The organism is Paenibacillus rhizosphaerae (assembly GCF_014192015.1).
Lineage (GTDB): Bacteria > Bacillota > Bacilli > Paenibacillales > Paenibacillaceae > Paenibacillus_AQ > Paenibacillus_AQ rhizosphaerae.
The window spans coordinates 82,585-102,933 of record NZ_JACHXJ010000008.1 but is presented as its reverse complement, the minus strand read 5'-3'; the positions used below and the strand labels follow the sequence as shown (position 1 = coordinate 102,933).

Below are 20,349 nucleotides of genomic sequence, written 5' to 3'. Positions count from 1 at the left end.
CTCATGCTCCACACGGCACGCGCAATTCAAATGAAGCCTGAGTCGGATCGATCTGCTCTGCTTTCATTTTCTTGCCTTGTACCACATTATATATTTGCTGCCGAAGCAGTTCCGGGTCCCCATGGGAACCTTCTTCCTCAAATCTCACGATCAGCTCGGTGCCTTCCTCATGAAGGCTCAGGAGCAGTTTACGGGACTCGCCCCGCGAGGACTTGCCGCTGTATTGATATGCCCGGATCGTTTGGATGACAGCCACGGCCAGGTTTGCCCCTTCTTCCTGGCTAAGGTTGTTGATCAGCGTCATCTGGTCATCCACGTGAACGTCCAGCTCCATATTGCTGCTGGTACTGCGAAAAGACTGGAGATAGAAAATAAGCGAAGGAATGCCCAGCTTGGCAATTTTGCTTTCGACAGCCATCTGCTCCTTTATTCTTTCCACACACTGAACCGCTTTATCACTTTTCCCGAGCTTGATATAACCATACAAAATTTGCAAATCGTTCATCCAGTCATGGCGGTGATGGTTGAGCGTCCGGATGGCCGTCTGCTCCAGACTGCGGACTACGGCATCATGATGACGCGAAGTACTTCGGCGAATCTGCGCATATCCGAGAAAAAGCACCGCTAATACCCACAGCGGAAAGATCATGTACCAAATCCATGAGCCGCCCCGGTATATAAATACTAACGGAATCACGATTGAAATGACCGCTGCGGCCATTATGCTCTTCTCAAATTTCATAGCACTCCCCATCCCGTCCCACACATGAAATTGTTAACATCATTGCCCAGTATACCATAATTGCCCAGTGATGTTCATCAATAATACACGGCCTACAAAATAACCCCACCAAGTGGGGCTTTTGCTCCAACGTATATTCAGGTTCTTGCAGGGGGGCGCCCGAGAATATGCTTTAATTCAAAAAGAGCCCCCGGCAAGCATTGCCGGAGGCTTCTTGTTCATTCTGCGTTCGCAGACAATTAAGCTTCTACTGCAGCCGCTACAGGAGCGACATCCACAGGATAAACGCTCACTTTCTTGCGGTCGCGGCCCCAACGTTCGAATTTCACAACGCCGTCCACTTTAGCAAACAGAGTGTCGTCTTTGCCGATGCCCACGTTCGTACCAGGATGAATTTTCGTTCCGCGCTGGCGAACCAAGATGCTTCCGCCAGTAACGGTTTGGCCGTCAGCACGCTTAACGCCGAGACGTTTCGCTTGGCTGTCGCGTCCGTTCTTTGTGGAACCAACACCTTTTTTCGAAGCGAACAATTGAAGATTCAGCTTTAACATGTTGTCTCCTCCTTCTGTTAGTAATGTATTTCTTGTATTTGAATATACTTCCCGTATGATTCTGCTATGGATTTCAGCATAACCACCATCGATTCCAGCAGCAACTGAACCTGTTCGTGCACGCCTGATTCCTCCATCGAAGGAACGTCCGCGCTCAGAAAACCGTTGTTCATTCTGCTGTCCATGACCGTTCCGGTTAATGCTTCTACCGAATTGACCGTTCCCACCGTGACCGCCGATACTCCGGCGCATACGATGTCTTCTCCAGCCTTCGCGTAGTTCGCATGCCCCTTCACTTCAAAGCCACGAATCTTGCCGTCTTCCCGGCGTAATATCCGTACGTTAATCAATTAGCGCACCTTCTTACGCTTGGATCTTCTCGATCGTAACTTTTGTGTATGGCTGACGATGACCTTGCTTCTTGTGGTAGTTCTTCTTAGGCTTGTATTTGTATACAACAACCTTCTGGCCCTTACCATGCTTCTCAACTTTAGCGGTTACGGATGCGCCGGCTACGACTGGAGTTCCTGCCACCAGACCGTTGTCACCGGATACGGCCAATACACGGTCGAAAGTCACACTCTCGCCATCGGCTGCGTTCAGCTTCTCGATGAACAATACGTCGCCCTCTTGAACTTTGTATTGTTTACCGCCTGTCTCGATAATTGCGTACATTTGCTTGCACCTCCTCATGTCTCAGACTCGCCTAATCCAGGTGGCCTGCCGTCTTAAACAGCGGCACTTGTAAACCCGACCGGAGCGGTTACAGCATGTGACAAGCAATAAATACTGGACACATACTCATAGATATTAACATATTCGTCTATCATAAGTCAATGCGCGCTCAGAAGGTTTATTTTCCCCGTACCGCCGCATGCTTCGCATGGTTTGGAAAACATAACTGCCGTGTCCTCCCTGACTTTCTTCCGGGTAAGCTCCAGCAGTCCGAGCTTGCTCCAGCCGACGACATGGCTTTTGGTCCGGTCCCGGCTCATGCCCGCCTCCAGCCGGTTGACGACCTCCTGCCGATTCTTCTCCTCTTCCATATCGATAAAATCGACGATAATGATGCCGCCGATGTCGCGGAGACGGATCAGCCGGGCGATTTCCTCAGCCGCCTGCAGATTGGTCTTCGTGACCGTCTCTTCCAGATTGCCGCCGCCGGTATATTTCGCCGTATTGACATCGACGACCGTCAGCGCCTCGGTCTGGTCCAGCACGATCGTGCCTCCGCTCTCCAGCGTCACCCTGCGCGCAAAATCCCGCTCCAGCTGCTCTTGAACGCCATGGGCCTTAAAGATGTGCTCGTGGCCCTGGTGCATTCGAACGGGCCGGTGCCCGCCGTGGGCAATCTCCTCCAGAAACAGCTCGGCTTCCCTCGCTTCCGGCCTGCTGTCAATCCAGAGCTCGTCCTGCCCCGGATCGAACACGTCGCGGATAAACCGCTGCACGATGCTGAGATCCCGGTGCAGCAGGCACGGTGCTGCGCAGGCATCGGCCTTCTCCTGGATGCTTAGCCACTGATCCCGCAGCGAATTCAAATCCCCTTCGATGGCATCCGGATGCTCATCCTCGGAGACAGTCCGCATAATGACGCCCTCACCGTTCCTCCGGAGGGAATCGCCCAGCACTTTAAGCCGGTTCCGGTCGTGCTCCCGGTAGACCTTCTTAGAGACGGCCACGTAATCCGCATGCGGCATATACACGATCCATCTGCCCGGAAGCGAATAGTGCGTCGTCACCCTCGGCCCTTTACCGCCAAGCGGCTCCTTCATCACCTGAACGACGATCTCCTGCCCGACGCGCAGCAGCGATTCGATATTCGGCTTGTCCTTCGGCTGCTTCTCCAAATGCGGATGCAGCACGTCGTCCACGTATAAAAAGGCGTTCTTTTTCTGGCCGATATCTACAAACGCGGCCTGCATGCCGGGCAGTACGTTGACGACACGCCCTTTGTAAAAGCTCCCGACCAGACTGTGCCCCTGGCTCCGCTCGGCAGCGAATTCCACCAGCTTGCCTTCCTCCAAGAGCGCCATCTGAGTCAGCTTCGGTTCGACGTGAACGATCATTTGTTTCATGGCTTCACCCCTGCCAGAAGACATATCCTTTTCATTGTACCATGAAATCTCCTTTAAATTAGCTCCATCCCTAAGTTAGGAGCAGCCCGCATTCACACCTTTTTCACGTTCGTTGTTCCTTGCGTATTTATATCCACGAAGTACGATCTGTCGCAAAATAAGCAGAAATAATGCGCTGCTCGGGAAGCACGGCAATGATATTTCCGCGCTCGTTCATCACATAAATAAGATGGTATTTCTCTCTTTTTAATAGACGCAGGATACTGTCCAAATGTTTCGCCGGATCGGCAACGATGGGCTGCGCGAGTCCACCGTCCGCTCTGGAGCGGGTGTACATCGATTCGCGGTGCATGAGAAATCTTGTAAATCGGTAAGGCAGGTTCCGGTAGTCGACCCAGTTCGAGTACAGCAGAAAAATACCGATCAGCAGCAGGTTGAGCTGAACGCTGCCCTTGCCTTGAAAAAGCGGTGCCAGCGCGCATATAATGACGATCGCACTCGCCCCAATACTGATCCTCGAGGACCAGAGAAGCGTACGGTGATAAGGGAAAAATAAGCTGGCGGCCGACTGTAATATTTTCCCTCCGTCAAGGGGTAAAATCGGCAGCAGATTAAACAATGCTATCATCGCGTTGCCATAAATTACATAAGACAGAAAGGCGCCATCTCCCCAGCCGGCCAGACGGAGGAGCAGCGCGAACAGGATCATCATTCCGTTTTGCAAAGGCCCCGCTGCCGCAATGACGATTTCCTTCCACGCGGTCAGCCGGCCCTGATCTTCGATTTCCACCACCCCGCCGAACGGGAGGAACTGAATGGATCGGATGCGCACGCCGTACATCAGCGCGGCCCCGGCATGTCCCAGCTCATGAATGAAGACGATCACGAACAGCGTAATCAGCTCAAGGAAATGCCCGGTAACGACCGAAAACAGCATCAGGATCACAAAAAACGGGTGCAGCGACAGGGTCATTCCTCGAACGTTAATCAATCGGGATCACATCGGCCGGATCCACATAATGGCCCCCTTCTTTGACCGCTAAGAACAGGGTCGGCGTTTCACCGTCATTCCCCTGTCCAAGCGACCCGACCGTGTCTCCGGCCTCGACCCAATCGTTCTTCTGCAGCTGCGTCTCCTGCAAATGGCTGTATGTCGCAACCAGGCCGCCGGAGTGCTGGATGGTCACCGAGACTCCGGTTTCCGGCGAATCCGACACTTCCATGACGCGTCCCGTTTCTACACTTTTCACCTGAAGCGCCGTATTTGAAACCTGGTCCGGAGCAATTTCCACTCCTTTTAAATTGACGGCGAAAGCCTGTACGATTTTACCTTCGATCGGTGGCACCATCGATTTGGAGGCATCGACTTTCAGCGGAGACACCGGATCCTGTTTGAAAATGGGGATAAAAGAGGGCGCTTTGCCGAAGTATGTTTCATACCATGCTTCGGCGGCCTGAAAATCCATTTCCCGGTTCAGCGATTGAACGACAAAGCTTTGTACTTTGCCGCTCCACGGCTGGTTGATCGGAAAGTGGAACACCCCCCACACTCCCGCAAAGACGATGGCGCTGAAAAACAGGCGCCACATGAAGCCGGAAACAAAATGGTGCTTTCTATGAAAGGGGCCGCCGGCCTGATAACGTTCCTTTTTCCACTGCTTTTCCGGATCAGGCTCGGGCACGTAGCTCGCGGGCAGTTTGCCCCGGCTCCACAGCTTTGGCTCGTCCCGCACAGGCAACGGCGAAGGTTGCGAAGGAGGCTGGATCGGCATCGTTTTTGACAAATCGTCGTCTCTGGTCAGCAGATCGCGGATCCGTTCTTCTCTCCGCTGTTTGATGGAAGATTTCATGTCCACTTGTGCTCATCCCCTTTTCGAGGCTTGTTTTATACCAGTTTATGTGGGAAAGTCCCGTTTTTAGAACAAGCCTATTCCACCATTTGATTCCATAGCATTGGCTATTGGCGTTGAGAGGTCTTCGCTGCTCCAATACCTATTCACACAGTTACGGAACACAAAAAAAGCAGCCCCGGGAGACTCCCGAGGCTGCTGTTGATTCCATTCCTCACACCTTCTGAATTTTAGGCGGTACCGGGGCGGCGCCCGACGACTTCCTTTTGCTCAGGTCCAGCTTCTTCTGCAGGGCGCCCAGCACGATATCCGCCACAATCGCCAGCAGCGCCGCAGGGATGGCCCCGGCGAAAATCCGCAGCGAGTTGTTGCTGTTCAGGCCCGCGTAAATTTCTCTTCCCAGACCGCTGCCGCCGACCAATGGCGCAATCGTCACGACACCGATCGCAATAACGGCGGCGATGCGGATCCCTGACATCAGATAGGTCAGCGCCAAAGGGAACCGGACTTTATAGAGCAGCTGAAACGGACTCATGCCGATGCCTCTGCCGGATTCCATATAGCTTGGGTCCACCTGCTTGAGACCGACGTACGTATTACGGACGATCGGGTTGAGCGAATACAGGAACAAACCGACCATCACCGTCTTCATGCCCAGGCCGAGCCACAGCATCAGGATGACAAGCATCGCCAGGCTGGGGATGACCTGCAGAATGTTGGTGATGAACAAAATGACCTTCGCTACCCAGCGGCTTCTGGAGCACAAAATACCAAGCGGTACACCGATGACGATCGCAAGCCCCAGCCCGATCACCACCATCAAAATATGCTGGATGAAATACTCCCATAATAGCCCGCTGTTCCGCGAGACATAAGATACGAAATCCATAAATGTTAGCTTTTTCTCGTCCATGCTAACCCTCCTCTAGCTCTTGATCAAACCTTTCTCCTTCAAATAGGCAATCGCGACTTCCCGCTCGCTTTTCTTCTCGATATCCACCTGGTAGTTCAGCGAAATCATCGTGTCGGCATCGATATGCCCGATCAACGGAGTAATGGCATCTTTGATTTCAGGATGCTTTTGGAGGATGTCCGTCCGGATCACCGGACTCGCGTCGTACGGAGGGAAGAACTGCTTGTCGTCCTTCAGCGTCTGCAGCTGATAGGCTTTCAAGCGGGAATCCGTGGAATAAGCCAGCACGATATCGACCTGTTTGTTCGCCACCGCGCTGTACACGAGGCTGATCTCCATCGGGAACACCTGCCCGAAATGGATGCCGTAAGCCTTGGAAAAGGCCGGGTAACCGTCCGCTTCCCGTTCCAGCCACGTCGTATCCACGCCAAGCTTCATGGACGCCATATCGTTTTTGACATCCGAAATCTTTTGGTAGCCCTTCGATTCGGCGAGATCTTTACGAACTGTAAAGGCATACGTATTTTCAAAGCCTAACGGGTCCAACCAGGTAAAATGAAAATACTTGTCAAAGCCAGCCTTGGCTTCTTCGAGCACTTTCGCCCGGTCCTTGGTCTCGCTGATCGGAAAATGGTTGTTGAAAATTTCGCCCGTATAGAGCGTGGACATTTGAATGTCGTTTCTTTTCATCGAATTGATGACGATCGAGCTTGAAGCCAGGTCCGGAATAATGTCGACGCTGACGTTGGTTTTATCTTCAATCAAGGCCTTGTACATTTCGGCCAGAATTTTCGTTTCGGTGTAGGTTTGGGTTCCGATGATCACATCCTGCTGGATCCCGCAGGCCGAAGTGATGCCTGTCAGTAGGATGGCACAGCATAAAAATAACGACAATTTGAACGTTTTCAGTTTCATCACGCCTCCTCGGATCAGTCTAAAGGGCTTCGTCAGCCTTGTCATACGGCAGCACTCCGGGTTTGACGGTAGCGCCGGGTCAGCCAGCCTTCCAGCAGCCCCAGCAGGCCGTCGGCCACCAGAGCCAGCACAACCGCACCGATGCCGCCGATAAAGATCATTTCCGGCTTGTTGACGCCGAGCCCCGAAACGATCAGCTGCCCGAGTCCGCCAGCCCCGATCAGGGAAGCGAGCGTTGCCCAGCTGATGATATATACCGTCGTAATCCGTACGCCAGACATAATATAAGGAAGCGATAAGGGAAGCTGGATTTTCAGAATCGTCTGGGCTGCACTGTATCCCATGCCTTTGGCGGAATTCAGCACGCCTTTATCCACCGACTGAAATCCGTCGTAAGTGTTCCGCAGAATCGGCATGAGGGAGTACAGCAGCAGCGCCAAAATCGCCGGCTTCACGCCGATGCCGAGCAGCGGAATCAGAATGGCCAGCAGCGCCAGGCTCGGGACGGTCTGGAACAGGTTCGCGATAAAAAATACCACGCTGTTGATCCAGCCGACCCGGTTGTATACCAGCAAAATGCCGATAGGGACTGCCACGATCGTCCCTAGGATGACCGCGGAAAAGGAGATGGTCAGATGCTGCCGGAGGGCCACCAGGATATCCGGGTACCTTTCGGTAATAAAGCTCCAAAATTCATTCACACCGGCTCCCCCTCTCCGGCAGGCTGCGGAGGGGCCAGGTTCGGATACACCTCGGCCAGATGCTTGACGACACTGCCCCGGGTCACCAATCCCAGGAACCGGTTATTTCCGTCGACCACGGGGACATTGCTCAGCTGGTGGCTGTCCATGAGCTCAATGGCCTGGGGCAGCGTGCTGCCCGAAGCTACCGAGAAGCGGACAGGGATCATGACGTCGGCAACCGTTTTGCCCTCTTCCCCATACATGTCGAGCACCCGATAAATCGAGACCGCTCCCTGCAGTTGCTTGTTCCGGTCCACGATAAACAGGGAATCTACGCGCTTGGACTCCATCATTTTGATCGCTTCCGCCAAGCCACGATTCGGGAATGCCGTCACGGGATTCGTAATCATGACGTCGTCGACGAGCGGAATTTCATAGGAAAGCTCGTTTTCGCTCTGCAGCCGTTTCTGGCCGATAAAGTTGCGGACGAAACCGTTCGCCGGATGACGCAAAATCGCCTCGGGCTTCCCGGTCTGAACGATTTGCCCGTCCTTCATCAGCACGATCGTGTCCGCGATTTTGATCGCTTCATCCATATCATGCGTCACGAAAATGATCGTCTTGTTCAGCTCCTGCTGCAGCCGGATGAGCTCATCCTGCAGCTGCTCCCGGCTGATCGGGTCCAGCGCCGAGAACGGCTCGTCCATCAGGATGATATCCTGGTCGGCCGCCAGTGCCCGGATGACCCCGACCCGCTGCTGCTGCCCGCCGCTGAGCTCGGAAGGATAACGGTTCCGGTATATGGTATGGTCGAGACCGACCAGGTCGAGCAGTTCGTTCACTTTCCGGTCGGTTTTCTCTTTATCCCACTTTTTCAAATGAGGGACGACCGCCACGTTTTTGGCGATATTCATATGAGGGAACAAGCCTACGCTCTGAATGACATATCCGATATTCCGGCGCAGTTCCACCGGGTTAAGCCCGGAGATGTCTTTTCCGTCGATCAGTACTTTTCCGGAGGAAGGGGTGTTCAGGGCATTGATCAGCTTCATGGTCGTCGATTTGCCGCATCCGCTCGGGCCGATCAAGACTGTAATTTCACCCTTTTTAAACTCAAGGTTGATGTCCTTGAGGGCATGAAACCCGTCATCATACACTTTGTTTACATGATCCAGTACAATCATTCAATCGCTCCTTTTGCCAGCTGTATTCATAGTATGTGGAGCATTTCGCATATCATCCGTCATCCGGTATAAACACAAGGTGCGCGAATGGAATCAGGTCCATCAGACATCGCTTCAAACTTCAAGTATCCGAGCTTGTTTCATAGATTAGGCTCATGGCCTGTTATGTAGTGGAAAAGCGGTTTTCCTTACGGGGAGTTAAAGGAATCATCCAAATACGGCATGCAACGTTGCCATTTGCAACAAATGGAAGAAGCAAAGCATCCGTGCATTCTTAGATTCACGCGATCAACAAACATGCCAAAACGCAAATAGACAAGCCTAACTCTTTTGGACCTGGACGGACGATGGACGAAATGCGACTGTGGATCCGGTTCCAAGTGAAAATTTGGGACCTCCTGCCTGGCTGGCTCACAGCAGGTTCCAGTTTATTACCCATTTTGCTGCAAAATGAAACAGGCAGGGGGAGCTTTTTTTACAAAAAGAAAATGAAGCCACTGCAGTACCGCCTCCCGATCCCGGATAAAACGTCTTCCAGCACTATTTTTTCGTTCCCCGGGTCCAAAATCCCCCATGCAGCATGACAGGCTCGGTGACGACAATGAATGCCTTCGGGTCAAGCTCCAGAATGGAGTTGTAGAGCTTCTTCTGGTTTTTCCGTTTGGCCAGCACTTCGAAGACCAGACGATGGCCGTCGCGGCCGCTGCCGATCCAGGAGGTGACGCCATACCCGATATTGCGCAGCGTGTTGGCCATATCGCTCTCGGGATCATTGACGATGACCTTCATCGTAATGTAGCCGAGCGCAATCCGGTTTTCGATCCAGGAGCCCACCAGAACGCCAAGGCCGTAGCCCACGGCATACACGATCAGAGAAAGCGGCTGATTGACATACTTCAGCACGATGCTGAGTCCGAGCACATAAATCGTAATTTCAAACATGCTGAGCACCGCGGCCAAATATTTTTGGCCTTTCAACGTCAGAATCATACGCAGCGTAAAGAAAGAGACGTACACAATTTGGATGACGAAAATAAAAATCAGTATTCCGAGCATGGTAAGCCCCCCTTGTCTATTCTCAAGTTGTCTTTGTAGTAACTTAACCCAATTCGCCAAGCCTCTATTCACGCCCGGGATGGCTGAGTGAAAGGATATGACCTACAGATCAAGGGGATCCGGAGGGGATCATGCGGAGTACAAACGCAGTAACATAAGCGTCTATCGACATACATTCACAGAAGACAGACCGCGTTTAGAGGAAGTTTTTCTTGCGAGATTATGAAGCGGAGGCTCCGAAACCTATACTTTCTGATCTATTAAAAAAGGGATGAAGCCGATTGGCTCCATCCCTTGTCTATTAGAGGTATTATCGTATAAAAAAATCCGGTCAACCCATCCCGAACAGCTTTTTGAAACGGGTGAACATGCTCTTCTTCTGGTCCAGCTGCATCAGCGGCACCGTATCGCCCAGGATGCGCCGGGCAATGTTGCGGTATGCGATCGCGGCCCGCGATTCCGGGTTCATCACCGTGGGTTCCCCGCTGTTGGCCGCTTTGATGACATACTCGTCATCAGGCACGATGCCGATCAGATCGATGTTGAGCACCTGGAGCACATCCTCAATGTCGAGCATGTCTCCGGATTTGACCATATTGGGCCGAATCCGGTTCACGACCAGCTTAGGTGACTCCACGGAAGAGCTCTCCAGCAGCCCGATAATGCGGTCGGCGTCGCGAACCGCGGCGTTCTCCGGTGTGGTAACGACGATCGCCTTGTCCGCTCCGGCAATCGCGTTCTTAAATCCCTGCTCGATGCCGGCAGGACAGTCGATAATGACATATTCGTACTCTTTCTTCAGTTCAAGAATAATATCCTTGACCTGTTCCGGCGACACCGCATTTTTGTCCTTGGTCTGAGCGGCCGGAAGCATATACAGCTCGTCAAAGCGCTTATCTTTCACCAGCGCCTGGTTCAATCGGCAGCGCCCTTCCGCCACATCGCATAAATCGTAGATGATCCGGTTCTCCAGACCCATCACGACGTCCAAATTGCGCAGGCCGATGTCGGTGTCGACCAGGCACACTTTTTTGCCAAGCAGCGCAAGCGCGGTTCCGATGTTCGCGGATGTGGTCGTTTTGCCCACACCGCCTTTACCGGAAGTAACGACGATAGCTTCTCCCATGTGTTACACCCCTTTAAACACGTTAAAATCCCGCCGTATCCGGACAATATTGCTAATTTTATCGATTTGCATGGCCCCGTCGCGCAAAAACGCAAATTCCATGCTCGTCTCCCGAATGTTCCATTCATCCGGAGGCCGGCTGATTCTCTCGGCAATCCGGAGCTGGGTAGGGGCAAAATGGGATGCCGCAATAATCGCTTCCTCATTTCCCTCAACGCCTGCATGGGCCATTCCACGCAGAGCCCCCAGTATATAAATATCACCCGTGCACAGAATGCTTCCTCCCGGGTTCACGTCGCCCAGGAACAGCAGGTCCCCGTGATGATGCAGCACCTGGCCCGATCGGACCATTCCGCTCATGACCGCATAGGCCGGCTCTTTCCCGGGCTCGTCTTCCCCCTCAGGCATCTCCACGGAACGGATCAGCAAATTCCCCTTCTGCTTCAAGATGTCCAGCATGGATTGTTTCTGGTCTTCCGATATACGTCTTGATCCAAGCTTTACGTCCACATGAATAATCGGTCCGGTCAAAATATTTTGATGAGTATGCTCCAGCTTGTACCTCAGCTCACCCAGCAGCTCCTCAAATTCACATTCGTCATCGAGCAGGAAAACCAGGCCATCTTTGATGCCCTTAATCGTCACATGATTCGATTTGACTGCCATGCCTGTCCCTCCCATCTCTATACATTTCGTTCCCGGAGACATAAGTTCCTGCCTGATTTTGCAAATTGTAAGGGCGGTTTACGCCGCCTTTTCCATTTTTGCGCGTTTACCAAGCTTCTCAAGCTGCTTGCGCAGCGGAACATAAATGATTAACCCGAAAACAAAATGAACGACCAGATCGGGCAGAATATGGTGCAGCAGGTTCCAGTTATACGGAACGGCCGTGAGCGAGAACACCCGGTAAATCCCGTACAGCAGGCTGTCAAACAGCAGGCTTCCCAAAATGATGACCGTCATCATGACCGGCATTTGGGCGCGCGGCATCCGAAAAATAAAGCCCATAATATAAGCTGTAACCCCCATAACAAAGGAGTACGTGCCAATCATATCTCCGTAAAAGACGACGTCATGCAGAATGCCGAAAATAATCCCGAGAACGAGCGCGGTATGGCGATGATGATAGACCGAAACAAATAAAAGGACGATAAGGACCAAATTCGGCGATATGACGTTCTGCCAGGAGCCCGGCAGCAACCACGGAACGATCGTCCCTTCGAGAAGAAAAAGGACGAACAGCAGCAGGATCAGCACTTGCTTGCGGACCATTATTGCGGTACCTCCGGTTGCGATACGACGAAAAGCAGCTTCCAATCCTGGAACTCCGCCGCAGGCTTGATCGTTGCCGTCTTCGTCTTCCCGAATGGGCTAACCTGTACCTTGGTGACTTCGCCGATGATCAGACCCTGCGGATACTTGCTCGGATCTCCTGCAGAAACGATGGTATCGCCTACCTTGATCGGATCGTCCTCTTTGATCTGGGTCATCTGCAGGGTCTTGCTGACCTCGTCATAACTTTCGATAATTCCAAACACCTTATGATTGTCTAAAGCCGTTGCCGAAATGCCGTTGGAATTCGGGTCCTTCGCATCCATCGTCGTAATCAGCTTGACGGTCGACGTGAAGTTGCTGACATGGCTGATCACTCCGACAAGGCCTTCGCTTGAAATGACAGACTGGCCGACCTTTATGCCGTCCCGCTCGCCCAGATCAATGACCAGGGAGCGGTTTACCGTGTCCGAGTTGACGCTAACAACCTGGGTAATATGATAAGTATAATTGTTCCGCTCTTTCTGGGCATTCGTAAAATGCAGCTTCTCTTCCAGGTTCTTATTTTCCTCTTCCATAAGATTATATTTGACCTTATCACGCGTATAATGGGCAAGAGCAATCTTAAGCTCCTCGTTTTCTTTGTAGATGTCCCGCATATTGGCAATATCTTTAAACAAGCCCGCTATGTAACCAGCGGGCTTATAAAAAATATTTTGGGCAAATCCGACTGTATCCCTCAAAAACTTCTCGGGCCAGGATAATGAGGCCCGGGGCCCCAACGTAAATCCCATGAGCGCAATAAACATAACCAGGCCAATCAATATGACAAACAATCGCTTATTGCCGAGCAGTTTAAACAGTTCTAACACCCTCTAACTTACTGATTTCTCTCCCATGATCAGGGGTGACCCGCCTTATAACCGCCTAGCGTTTGGAACGCACGGCCGAACTGCTGCGGGATTTAAATAGATGAATGTTCTCAAGAGCTTTGCCTGTGCCGATGGCGACGCAGTCCAACGGATTGTCCGCCACGATCACCGGCATACCGGTTTCTTGTGCCAGCAGCTTGTCCAAGTTACGCAGCAGGGCTCCGCCTCCGGTCAGGACGATGCCGCGGTCCATAATGTCGGCGGCAAGCTCCGGCGGACATTTCTCCAGCGTAACCTTCACTGCTTCAACGATCGCATTGACCGTGTCAGACAGAGCCTCACTAATCTCGTCGGATGTGATGGTGATCGTCTTCGGCAGGCCGGTTACGAGGTCGCGTCCGCGGATTTCGCTCGTTTCCACCTGTTCCAGCGGCAGCGCAGAGCCTACTTCCATCTTGAGCTGCTCAGAAGTCCGTTCCCCGATCATTAAATTGTATTGCCGTTTAATATATTGAATGATAGATTCGTCCATTTCGTCGCCGGCCACTCTGACCGAACGGCTCGTAACAATGCCGCCCAGGGAAATCACCGCAACTTCGGTCGTCCCCCCGCCGATGTCAACGACCATGCTGCCTGTCGGCTCCCATACCGGAAGGTCCGCGCCGATGGCTGCCGCGAACGGCTCCTCGATCGTGTACGCCTCACGGGCACCCGCCTGCTTGGTGGCATCTTCAACCGCCCGCTGCTCTACCGCAGTGATGCCCGAAGGTACGCAAACCATCACGTTTGGATGGCGCTGGAACATGGAGCGCTGCTTTTGCGCCTGACGGATAAAATATTTAATCATCGTGGCCGTCGTGTCGAAATCTGCGATGACCCCGTCCTTCATCGGACGGATGGCACGGATATTCCCCGGCGTGCGGCCGATCATTTTCTTGGCGGATTCACCAACAGCTTCAATACTCTTCGTGTCGGTGCGCAAAGCGACTACCGAGGGCTCCCTAACGACAATTCCTTTTCCACGGACATAAACGAGCGTATTCGCCGTCCCCAAATCAATACCCAAATCTTTCGTGAAGCTCCCAAACATGCTGTAATCTCCCTTTCTTCGTCAATCTCAACTATTATATTACATCAAGCCTTGCTCCTTCAAACTGACGTATCCTCCATCGCCGATGATCAAATGATCCAACACCTCTATGCCCACAATGTCTCCTGCCTCCTTCAACCGGGCGGTCAGGGAAATATCTTCTGGACTGGGGGTGGGATCTCCACTGGGATGATTATGCGCACAGACGACGGATGCGCTGCTGCACTTCATGGCTGCGCGAAACACCTCGCGGGGGTGCACGATGGAGGCGTTCAGACTGCCGATCGAAAGCGTCTCTTGAGCAATAATGTGATTTTTCGTATTCAAAAACAAACAGACAAAATGTTCCTTCTGCAAATACCGTAGCTGCTCCGACAGCACATTCGCGGCATCCTTCGGGCTCCGTATCGTTACGGGTTCATCTTTGCGCGCTCTGGATAAGCGCTGTCCAAGCTCGATTCCAGCCTTGAGCTGCAGTGCCTTCGCGCTGCCGATGCCCCGAATGGACATCAGCTCCTCTACGCTCAGGTCGACCAGATTTCGTAAACTGCCGACCTGCTTCAATATCCGCTGGGCCAAATGTACGGCTGACTCCTGGTGTGTTCCCGTCCGAAGCAGAATAGCGAGCAGTTCGGCATGGCTTAAAGCACTCGCCCCATATTCAAGCATGCGTTCTCTAGGCCGTTCTTCATGGGGGATGTCGCGCAGCAGATAAGTTTGCGACTCCATGGGTTCCCCTTCTTTCCCTTCATTCAAATAACATCCGCAAATTTCACAAAACGTCGATTCCGAACTCGCCCAGCATGTCCGAAAGCAAGGACAGCGGCAGTCCCACCACGTTAAAATAGCATCCTTCGATCCGTTCGACGATCGTTGACCCGAGTCCCTGGATGGCATATGCGCCCGCTTTGTCATCAGGCTCTCCGCTCATGGCGTAAGCCTCTACCTGGCGCCCGCTTAGCGGCTTCATCGTCACCGACGTTACCCGATGGCGCACCATCGTTTTGCCGTTCATGACATCAATGACGGCGACTCCTGTATATACCTTGTGGGTCCGGCCTTGCAGCGATGTCAGCATGCGAACCGCATCCTGCTTGTCGACCGGCTTGCCCAGCACCTGATTGTCCAGCACAACAACCGTGTCACTGCCGACGATCACAGCATCTTCCTTCTGACCGTGAAGCGAGGCATGAACGGCTTCCGCTTTGCGTAGGGCCAGTCCTTCCACGACCTGCTGCGGTGTCCAATCTTCGGGTGTATGTTCTTCAGCGTGACTGGGACGGATCTCAAACGGAATATGTAGAGAAGCGATCAGCTCCTGCCTTCTTGGTGAAGTTGATGCCAGAATAATGCGGCGTGAATGGTTTGATTTCAATGAAAGGATCTCCTTTGTCCGGTAGTTAAAGCCTGCGATACAGCCACACGGAGACAATGATGCCGATCAAACTCAGCAGGCTTAGTTTCATTTGAATGGTAATGTCGTAACTGATAATGTCCAAATTAGCTTGCGGTGACCATTTGATCATCGTGGATGCGGTCAGAAAAGAAAGAGCTTGTACAGGCTCCAGCGCTTTGGCTATCCATGCTCCCGCCAGCCAGCCAAGCAGCAGAAACAGCAGTAATATTCCAACATTCTTCTTCATTCTTCTCTTCCCTCGCCATAATTTGACACCCACATTATTATACGGTTATTTGGACGTCAATACAAACACAAATCCGGCATGGGGAAGTATTTCCATTTCCACGCCGGATCTTCGTGTTTTATGCTTTTTCCAGGGAAGCGACAAGCTGCTTCTGCAGCATGATGAATTCCATCATCTTGGACTGGATTTCCCATAAATGCCCCTTGGCCGTATTTTTGTTGTATTCCTCGACGGACGAAAGCGAGCTGTTCATCGCCTGCTCCAGCTGCTTGCCCATCTCCTGCTGATCCGTTCCCAGACCGGCCTGGAACGGCTTGGCCGCCTCCGTCCACTGCCGGTGAAGGTCGGTCAGACGGTTCATATCCTCGGTACCGATTTTCCCCGGAAGGTCCTTGCCCAGGAGGCTCGCCGAGGTTTGGCTCAACAGCGCAACCAGGTCGGCGCTAACTTGAAAGTATTGGTTAACGGCCTCTGCGTCTCCGTTAAAATGCAGGGAGGTTGCGGCCGGGAGATCCACCTCCCGCACATACAGCTCAACTCCTTCTGCCTTCAGCTGATTGCTGAGCAGCTTGGCCTGTTCGCGGTCTGTGGACAGGCCGGCATACACCCGGTTCTCCTCATCCGGATCGTTCCCTGCGGCGATGCCGTACTGCTCCAGCTCATCCTTCGCCTGCTGAACCCGGTCTGCGGTGCTGAAGACGCCGTACTGCAGCATATAGTAGGTTTGAGGTCCCACCTCGACGGCGACCGCCGGAACGGAAGCCTGATCTTCACCGGACTGCGCGGAGGTGCTTACAGCACTCGGGTTCCCTATGTCGCCGCCTGAATCCATCCCCGCCGATCCGTCCTTGAAAAAGGAGAGGACCACCAGACCGAACAACGCTCCGGTGACGATCGCTCCGGTCACCGTTCCGATGACCTTCCATAACGATCCCGGCCGATGCGGCCGATAGGAATACTCCTCGATGATTGGGCCGGGTCCTTCTTCATCGGGTCTGTTGTCCAAGCCATCGTAGGCATCGTAGCCCTCCCCGACCGTGTACCTATTATTGGCACGATCTAGGTCCCGGTGTTCCAGGCTGTCCGGATAACGATGATCTGGTCCGTCCGCTCCGGATTCATGCTCACGAGTTTCCTCTGCCCGCTCCTGAATTCCGTAACCCATCCTCTCTTCCAGACGCTCCCAGCTGTCCTCCCTGTTGAACGGATCACTCCATCCCTGCATCGAATCAGGCACAGCCGATATCGGAGTACGCTTTGTTTCGACATCAACGCGGCTGCTTCCGGAATTACGATCTTCCGCCCATGCAGGGCTCTTCGCAGCCGATCCCGCAATCGTCAGCTGCCCGCTGTCCTTCTTATCTTCAAGCTGGCGCCCTTGTTCTTCATCAAACCGGAACGTCATTCTCGCCTTGTTCACACCCAAACACCTCACCCTTGTCCTTATCTACTATGTATATATGATAGATTTCCAGAAGTTATGTTTGATTGTCCCACGAAAATGACAAGAGCAAAAAACCGCAATCCCCCTTCAAAAACAAGGAATTACGGTTTCTTCGGTTATGATCATATGCAGCCAGCGCCAAAGGCATCCCTTACATCGTCTTGGCGATTTCCGCCCCGACCTTCCAAATGTCGCCTGCTCCCATGGTCAGGACCAGTACCCCAGGCTGGAGCCGCGGCTTCAGATCGTTCAGGACATCTTCCTTCGTCGGCAAATAACGGGCACCCGCATTGCTGTTTTTGACGATCAAATCAACCAGCTTCGAAGAGCTCACGCCCTCGATCTGCTTCTCTCCGGCTGGCGAATAAATGTCGGTAATAATCACTTCATCGGCTCCGCCGAACGCCCGGCTGAACGCATCGAGCAGAAAGAAGGTCCGTGTATAGCGCTGCGGCTGGAACACGGCGATAATCTTCTTGCCCGTCGCCTTTGCGGCGCTGATGGTAGCTTCGATCTCCGTCGGGTGATGCGCGTAATCGTCGATGATCAGAATATCATTTTTCTCGCCGAGCACCTGGAAACGGCGCTTGGCGCCGTGGAACTTCGAAACGCCCGCAGCGATGGATTCGAACGGAATCCCGGCCTTCAGGCAGGCGATTACCGTGGCCATAGCGTTGTAGACGTTGTGGCGGCCCGGAACGGAAAGCTCGACGGGTCCCAGCGTCTGCCCATTATGCTTCATCGTGAAGGATACATGGCGGTCGCCCAGGACCAGATCTTCGGCGGTATATTCCGCATCGGAATCAATCCCGTAAGTGGCCACATTGCAGCGGATCGACGGAAGGATCGAGCGGATATTCGCGTCGTCAGCGCAGACGACAGCCGTGCCGTCTTCCTTGATCTGGCTCAAAAACTGGACATAGGCGCTCTTCAGCTTCTCGAAATCGCCGTCGTAGTTTTCAAGATGATCCGCTTCAATGTTCGTCACGATGCCGAGCCACGGATGGTACTGCAAAAAGGAGCCGTCGCTCTCATCCGCCTCAGCCACCACGTAGTCCCCTTTGCCGGCCTTGGCGTTCGTGCCCACGTTCATAATTTCCCCGCCGATAATAAACGTCGGATCCGCGCCGCATTCCTCCATGGCGAGTGCAATCATGGACGACGTCGTCGTCTTGCCGTGTGCTCCCGCAACGGCGATGCCTTTGCGTTCATTCAGCAATCTGGCGAGCATCTGTGAGCGGTGAAGGATCGGAATGTTCAGATGCTCCGCCTCTCTTCGTTCCACGTTGTCCTTGGGAAGAGCCGTCGAATAGACGACCAAATCCGCTCCGTGAACCTGCTCCGCCGTATGGCCTATATAAATTTTGGCTCCTTTGGCAGCCAGCTTTTCCGTTAATTCCTGGGCAGCCACATCCGAACCCGTGACCGTGTATCCCATTTCCAGCATAACCCGTGCAATGGCGCTCATCCCGTAGCCACCAATACCGATAAAATGAACATGTTCAGAATTCAACAGATTTTCACCAACCTTTTTCAGAATCGGTCTGACCCAGCAGGGCTGCCCGCACATCGGAAATCAAATACAGCGTGCCGGACACCACTGCCAAATCCCCCGGTTCTGTCCGTGACTTAAGTATGTCTAGCGCGTGTTTCCAATCCGGTTCTACGATGATCTGCAAACCTGGTTTGCCGTGAGAATGCTTCAGCCGCTCCACAATGTCCAGCAAAGCATCAGCGTCCATTTTTTTCCGGAAATCCGGCTCGGTCAGGATAAGCGTATCCACTATTGGAAGTATATGCTTCAAAGAGGACTCATGATGCTTATTTGACAGCATTCCCATCATCAAATTTAACTGTTTAAAGTGATAATGCCTTTGCAGGCTCTTGCTGAGGCTCTCCAGTCCCTCTGGATTATGCGCCCCGTCAAGAACGATGCGCGGAGAATCGCCCACTTCTTCAAGCCGGCCGGCCCACTTGGTATCCCGTAACCCCTTCAGCAGATCCTCATCGTCCATGACAAAAGCCATATACTGCCGCAGCACTTCCAGCGCCATCATCGCGCCGGCGGCATTGGCAATCTGGTGCTCGCCCTTCATCCCGATGCTCAGGTCCAGCTCGCGGAAAGGACCTTTGAAATGGAACGTCTGCAAGGAACCGTCCAGACCGGTATATTCGTAGGTGAACTGCTCTCCCGCCAAATACAGTGTCGCACGGCATTCTTCGGCTTTTTTCTTCAGCACCTCAATGACTTCCGGCTGGTCCACGCAGCTGACCACCGGAACGCCAGGTTTGATAATGCCTGCCTTCTCCGAGGCGATTTCCACAAGCGTATCGCCAAGAATATCGGTATGGTCCATCCCGACATTGGTGATGATGGAGACGATAGGGTGAACGATGTTCGTTACATCCAGCCTTCCCCCGAGCCCGGTCTCCCATACAACTACGTCAGGGTAGCATTCCTCGGCATAATACAAGATCGCCAGAGCCGTGGACACTTCGAACATCGTCGGCGAGCCAAGCTCCGTGGCCGCAATTTCCTGCACCGCAGGGTACAGGCGGTTCGCCAGGGAGAGCAGCACCTCCTCTGGAATGTCTTCCCCGTTGTACTGAAAGCGGTTCGTGAATTTGGTGATATACGGCGAAGTAAACGTACCTACCGAATAACCGCTTTGCAGAAGCACACGGGTCAAATAGGCGCATGTCGACCCTTTTCCGTTCGTACCGGCGACATGAATGAATTTCAGCCTCCGGTGCGGATTTCCGAACTTCTCCATTAACGCCTCGATCCGCTGCATCCCCGGTCTGATCCCAAACGGAATCAGACCGTTAATCCAATTCGCCGCCTCTTCATATGTGCGCAGAGAAGCCTCCCGTCCGGCTTCCATTTGATCCCCCATACCATTCACCTTCTGAATTTTAGTTAAGTTTCT

The 20,349-nt window shown here is 53.0% G+C and carries 23 protein-coding genes and 1 other annotated feature; all 23 genes read right to left on the bottom strand.

All coding sequences use genetic code 11. From position 1 onward, the window contains the following. Position 1 precedes the first annotated feature (1 nt). The gene (locus FHS19_RS32185; RefSeq protein ID WP_183587234.1) at positions 2-742 is read right to left on the bottom strand and encodes a Spo0B domain-containing protein; all 741 of its coding nucleotides are present in this window, start codon (positions 740-742) and stop codon (positions 2-4) included. Between the two features lie 239 nt (positions 743-981). Continuing rightward, the gene (rpmA, locus tag FHS19_RS32180) at positions 982-1,293 is read right to left on the bottom strand and encodes a 50S ribosomal protein L27 (RefSeq protein ID WP_076174421.1); all 312 of its coding nucleotides are present in this window, start codon (positions 1,291-1,293) and stop codon (positions 982-984) included. A gap of 17 nt (positions 1,294-1,310) precedes the next feature. After that, on the bottom strand, positions 1,311-1,643 hold the full coding sequence (locus tag FHS19_RS32175; protein WP_183587232.1) for a ribosomal-processing cysteine protease Prp: 333 nt from the start codon (positions 1,641-1,643) through the stop codon (positions 1,311-1,313). Between the two features lie 13 nt (positions 1,644-1,656). Next, positions 1,657-1,968: a 50S ribosomal protein L21 gene (gene rplU / locus FHS19_RS32170; protein WP_076174416.1), complete on the bottom strand. Its 312-nt coding sequence runs from the start codon at positions 1,966-1,968 to the stop codon at positions 1,657-1,659. A gap of 13 nt (positions 1,969-1,981) precedes the next feature. Next, positions 1,982-2,068 (bottom strand) — a sequence feature (ribosomal protein L21 leader region). A 58-nt stretch (positions 2,069-2,126) separates the two neighbouring features. Then, positions 2,127-3,371, bottom strand: a complete 1,245-nt coding sequence (locus FHS19_RS32165) for an Rne/Rng family ribonuclease (RefSeq protein ID WP_183587230.1) — start codon at positions 3,369-3,371, stop codon at positions 2,127-2,129. A 127-nt stretch (positions 3,372-3,498) separates the two neighbouring features. Continuing rightward, positions 3,499-4,362 (bottom strand): M50 family metallopeptidase, encoded by an 864-nt coding sequence (locus FHS19_RS32160; protein ID WP_183587228.1) that lies wholly within the window; start codon positions 4,360-4,362, stop codon positions 3,499-3,501. Further along, the gene (locus FHS19_RS32155) at positions 4,355-5,221 is read right to left on the bottom strand and encodes a M23 family metallopeptidase (RefSeq protein WP_246426945.1); all 867 of its coding nucleotides are present in this window, start codon (positions 5,219-5,221) and stop codon (positions 4,355-4,357) included. Before FHS19_RS32155 ends, FHS19_RS32160 begins: the two co-directional genes overlap by 8 nt. Positions 5,222-5,435: 214 nt before the next feature. Then, complete coding sequence (locus tag FHS19_RS32150; RefSeq protein ID WP_183587224.1) at positions 5,436-6,134, bottom strand: ABC transporter permease; 699 nt, start codon at positions 6,132-6,134, stop codon at positions 5,436-5,438. 12 nt (positions 6,135-6,146) lie between these two features. Then, positions 6,147-7,049, bottom strand: coding sequence for a glycine betaine ABC transporter substrate-binding protein (locus tag FHS19_RS32145; protein ID WP_183587222.1), 903 nt, complete (start codon positions 7,047-7,049; stop codon positions 6,147-6,149). Positions 7,050-7,090: 41 nt separating this feature from the next. Continuing rightward, positions 7,091-7,750, bottom strand: coding sequence for an ABC transporter permease (locus tag FHS19_RS32140; RefSeq protein WP_183587220.1), 660 nt, complete (start codon positions 7,748-7,750; stop codon positions 7,091-7,093). Further along, the gene (locus FHS19_RS32135) at positions 7,747-8,916 is read right to left on the bottom strand and encodes an ABC transporter ATP-binding protein (protein ID WP_183587218.1); all 1,170 of its coding nucleotides are present in this window, start codon (positions 8,914-8,916) and stop codon (positions 7,747-7,749) included. Before FHS19_RS32135 ends, FHS19_RS32140 begins: the two co-directional genes overlap by 4 nt. A 540-nt stretch (positions 8,917-9,456) precedes the next feature. Then, a complete protein-coding gene (locus FHS19_RS32130) occupies positions 9,457-9,972 on the bottom strand; it encodes a DUF2179 domain-containing protein (protein WP_094599411.1) in 516 nt (171 codons plus the stop codon). A gap of 331 nt (positions 9,973-10,303) precedes the next feature. After that, positions 10,304-11,098 carry a septum site-determining protein MinD gene (gene minD / locus FHS19_RS32125; RefSeq protein WP_183587216.1) on the bottom strand — a complete coding sequence of 265 codons (795 nt, stop codon included), beginning with the start codon at positions 11,096-11,098 and terminating at the stop codon, positions 10,304-10,306. Between the two features lie 3 nt (positions 11,099-11,101). Continuing rightward, entirely contained in the window at positions 11,102-11,764 is a 663-nt protein-coding gene (gene minC / locus FHS19_RS32120) for a septum site-determining protein MinC (RefSeq protein ID WP_183587214.1), read from the bottom strand. Between the two features lie 78 nt (positions 11,765-11,842). Beyond that, positions 11,843-12,373 carry a rod shape-determining protein MreD gene (gene mreD / locus FHS19_RS32115; RefSeq protein WP_376772016.1) on the bottom strand — a complete coding sequence of 177 codons (531 nt, stop codon included), beginning with the start codon at positions 12,371-12,373 and terminating at the stop codon, positions 11,843-11,845. Then, positions 12,370-13,242, bottom strand: a complete 873-nt coding sequence (gene mreC, locus FHS19_RS32110) for a rod shape-determining protein MreC (RefSeq protein ID WP_183587210.1) — start codon at positions 13,240-13,242, stop codon at positions 12,370-12,372. The genes mreD and mreC overlap by 4 nt, the downstream gene beginning before the upstream one ends. A gap of 55 nt (positions 13,243-13,297) precedes the next feature. Further along, the gene (locus tag FHS19_RS32105) at positions 13,298-14,332 is read right to left on the bottom strand and encodes a rod shape-determining protein (protein ID WP_105446167.1); all 1,035 of its coding nucleotides are present in this window, start codon (positions 14,330-14,332) and stop codon (positions 13,298-13,300) included. A gap of 39 nt (positions 14,333-14,371) precedes the next feature. Then, positions 14,372-15,061, bottom strand: coding sequence for a RadC family protein (gene radC / locus FHS19_RS32100; protein ID WP_183587208.1), 690 nt, complete (start codon positions 15,059-15,061; stop codon positions 14,372-14,374). 43 nt (positions 15,062-15,104) lie between these two features. Beyond that, on the bottom strand, positions 15,105-15,707 hold the full coding sequence (locus FHS19_RS32095) for a Maf family protein (RefSeq protein WP_183587206.1): 603 nt from the start codon (positions 15,705-15,707) through the stop codon (positions 15,105-15,107). Between the two features lie 25 nt (positions 15,708-15,732). Further along, on the bottom strand, positions 15,733-15,975 hold the full coding sequence (locus FHS19_RS32090; protein ID WP_076174380.1) for a DUF4321 domain-containing protein: 243 nt from the start codon (positions 15,973-15,975) through the stop codon (positions 15,733-15,735). Positions 15,976-16,093: 118 nt separating this feature from the next. Further along, complete coding sequence (locus tag FHS19_RS35560; protein ID WP_183587204.1) at positions 16,094-17,395, bottom strand: SPOR domain-containing protein; 1,302 nt, start codon at positions 17,393-17,395, stop codon at positions 16,094-16,096. A 175-nt stretch (positions 17,396-17,570) separates the two neighbouring features. Further along, a complete protein-coding gene (gene murC / locus FHS19_RS32080; RefSeq protein WP_183587269.1) occupies positions 17,571-18,935 on the bottom strand; it encodes a UDP-N-acetylmuramate--L-alanine ligase in 1,365 nt (454 codons plus the stop codon). Positions 18,936-18,939: 4 nt separating this feature from the next. Then, complete coding sequence (locus tag FHS19_RS32075) at positions 18,940-20,316, bottom strand: bifunctional folylpolyglutamate synthase/dihydrofolate synthase (RefSeq protein ID WP_183587202.1); 1,377 nt, start codon at positions 20,314-20,316, stop codon at positions 18,940-18,942. Between the last annotated feature and the right edge of the window lie 33 nt (positions 20,317-20,349).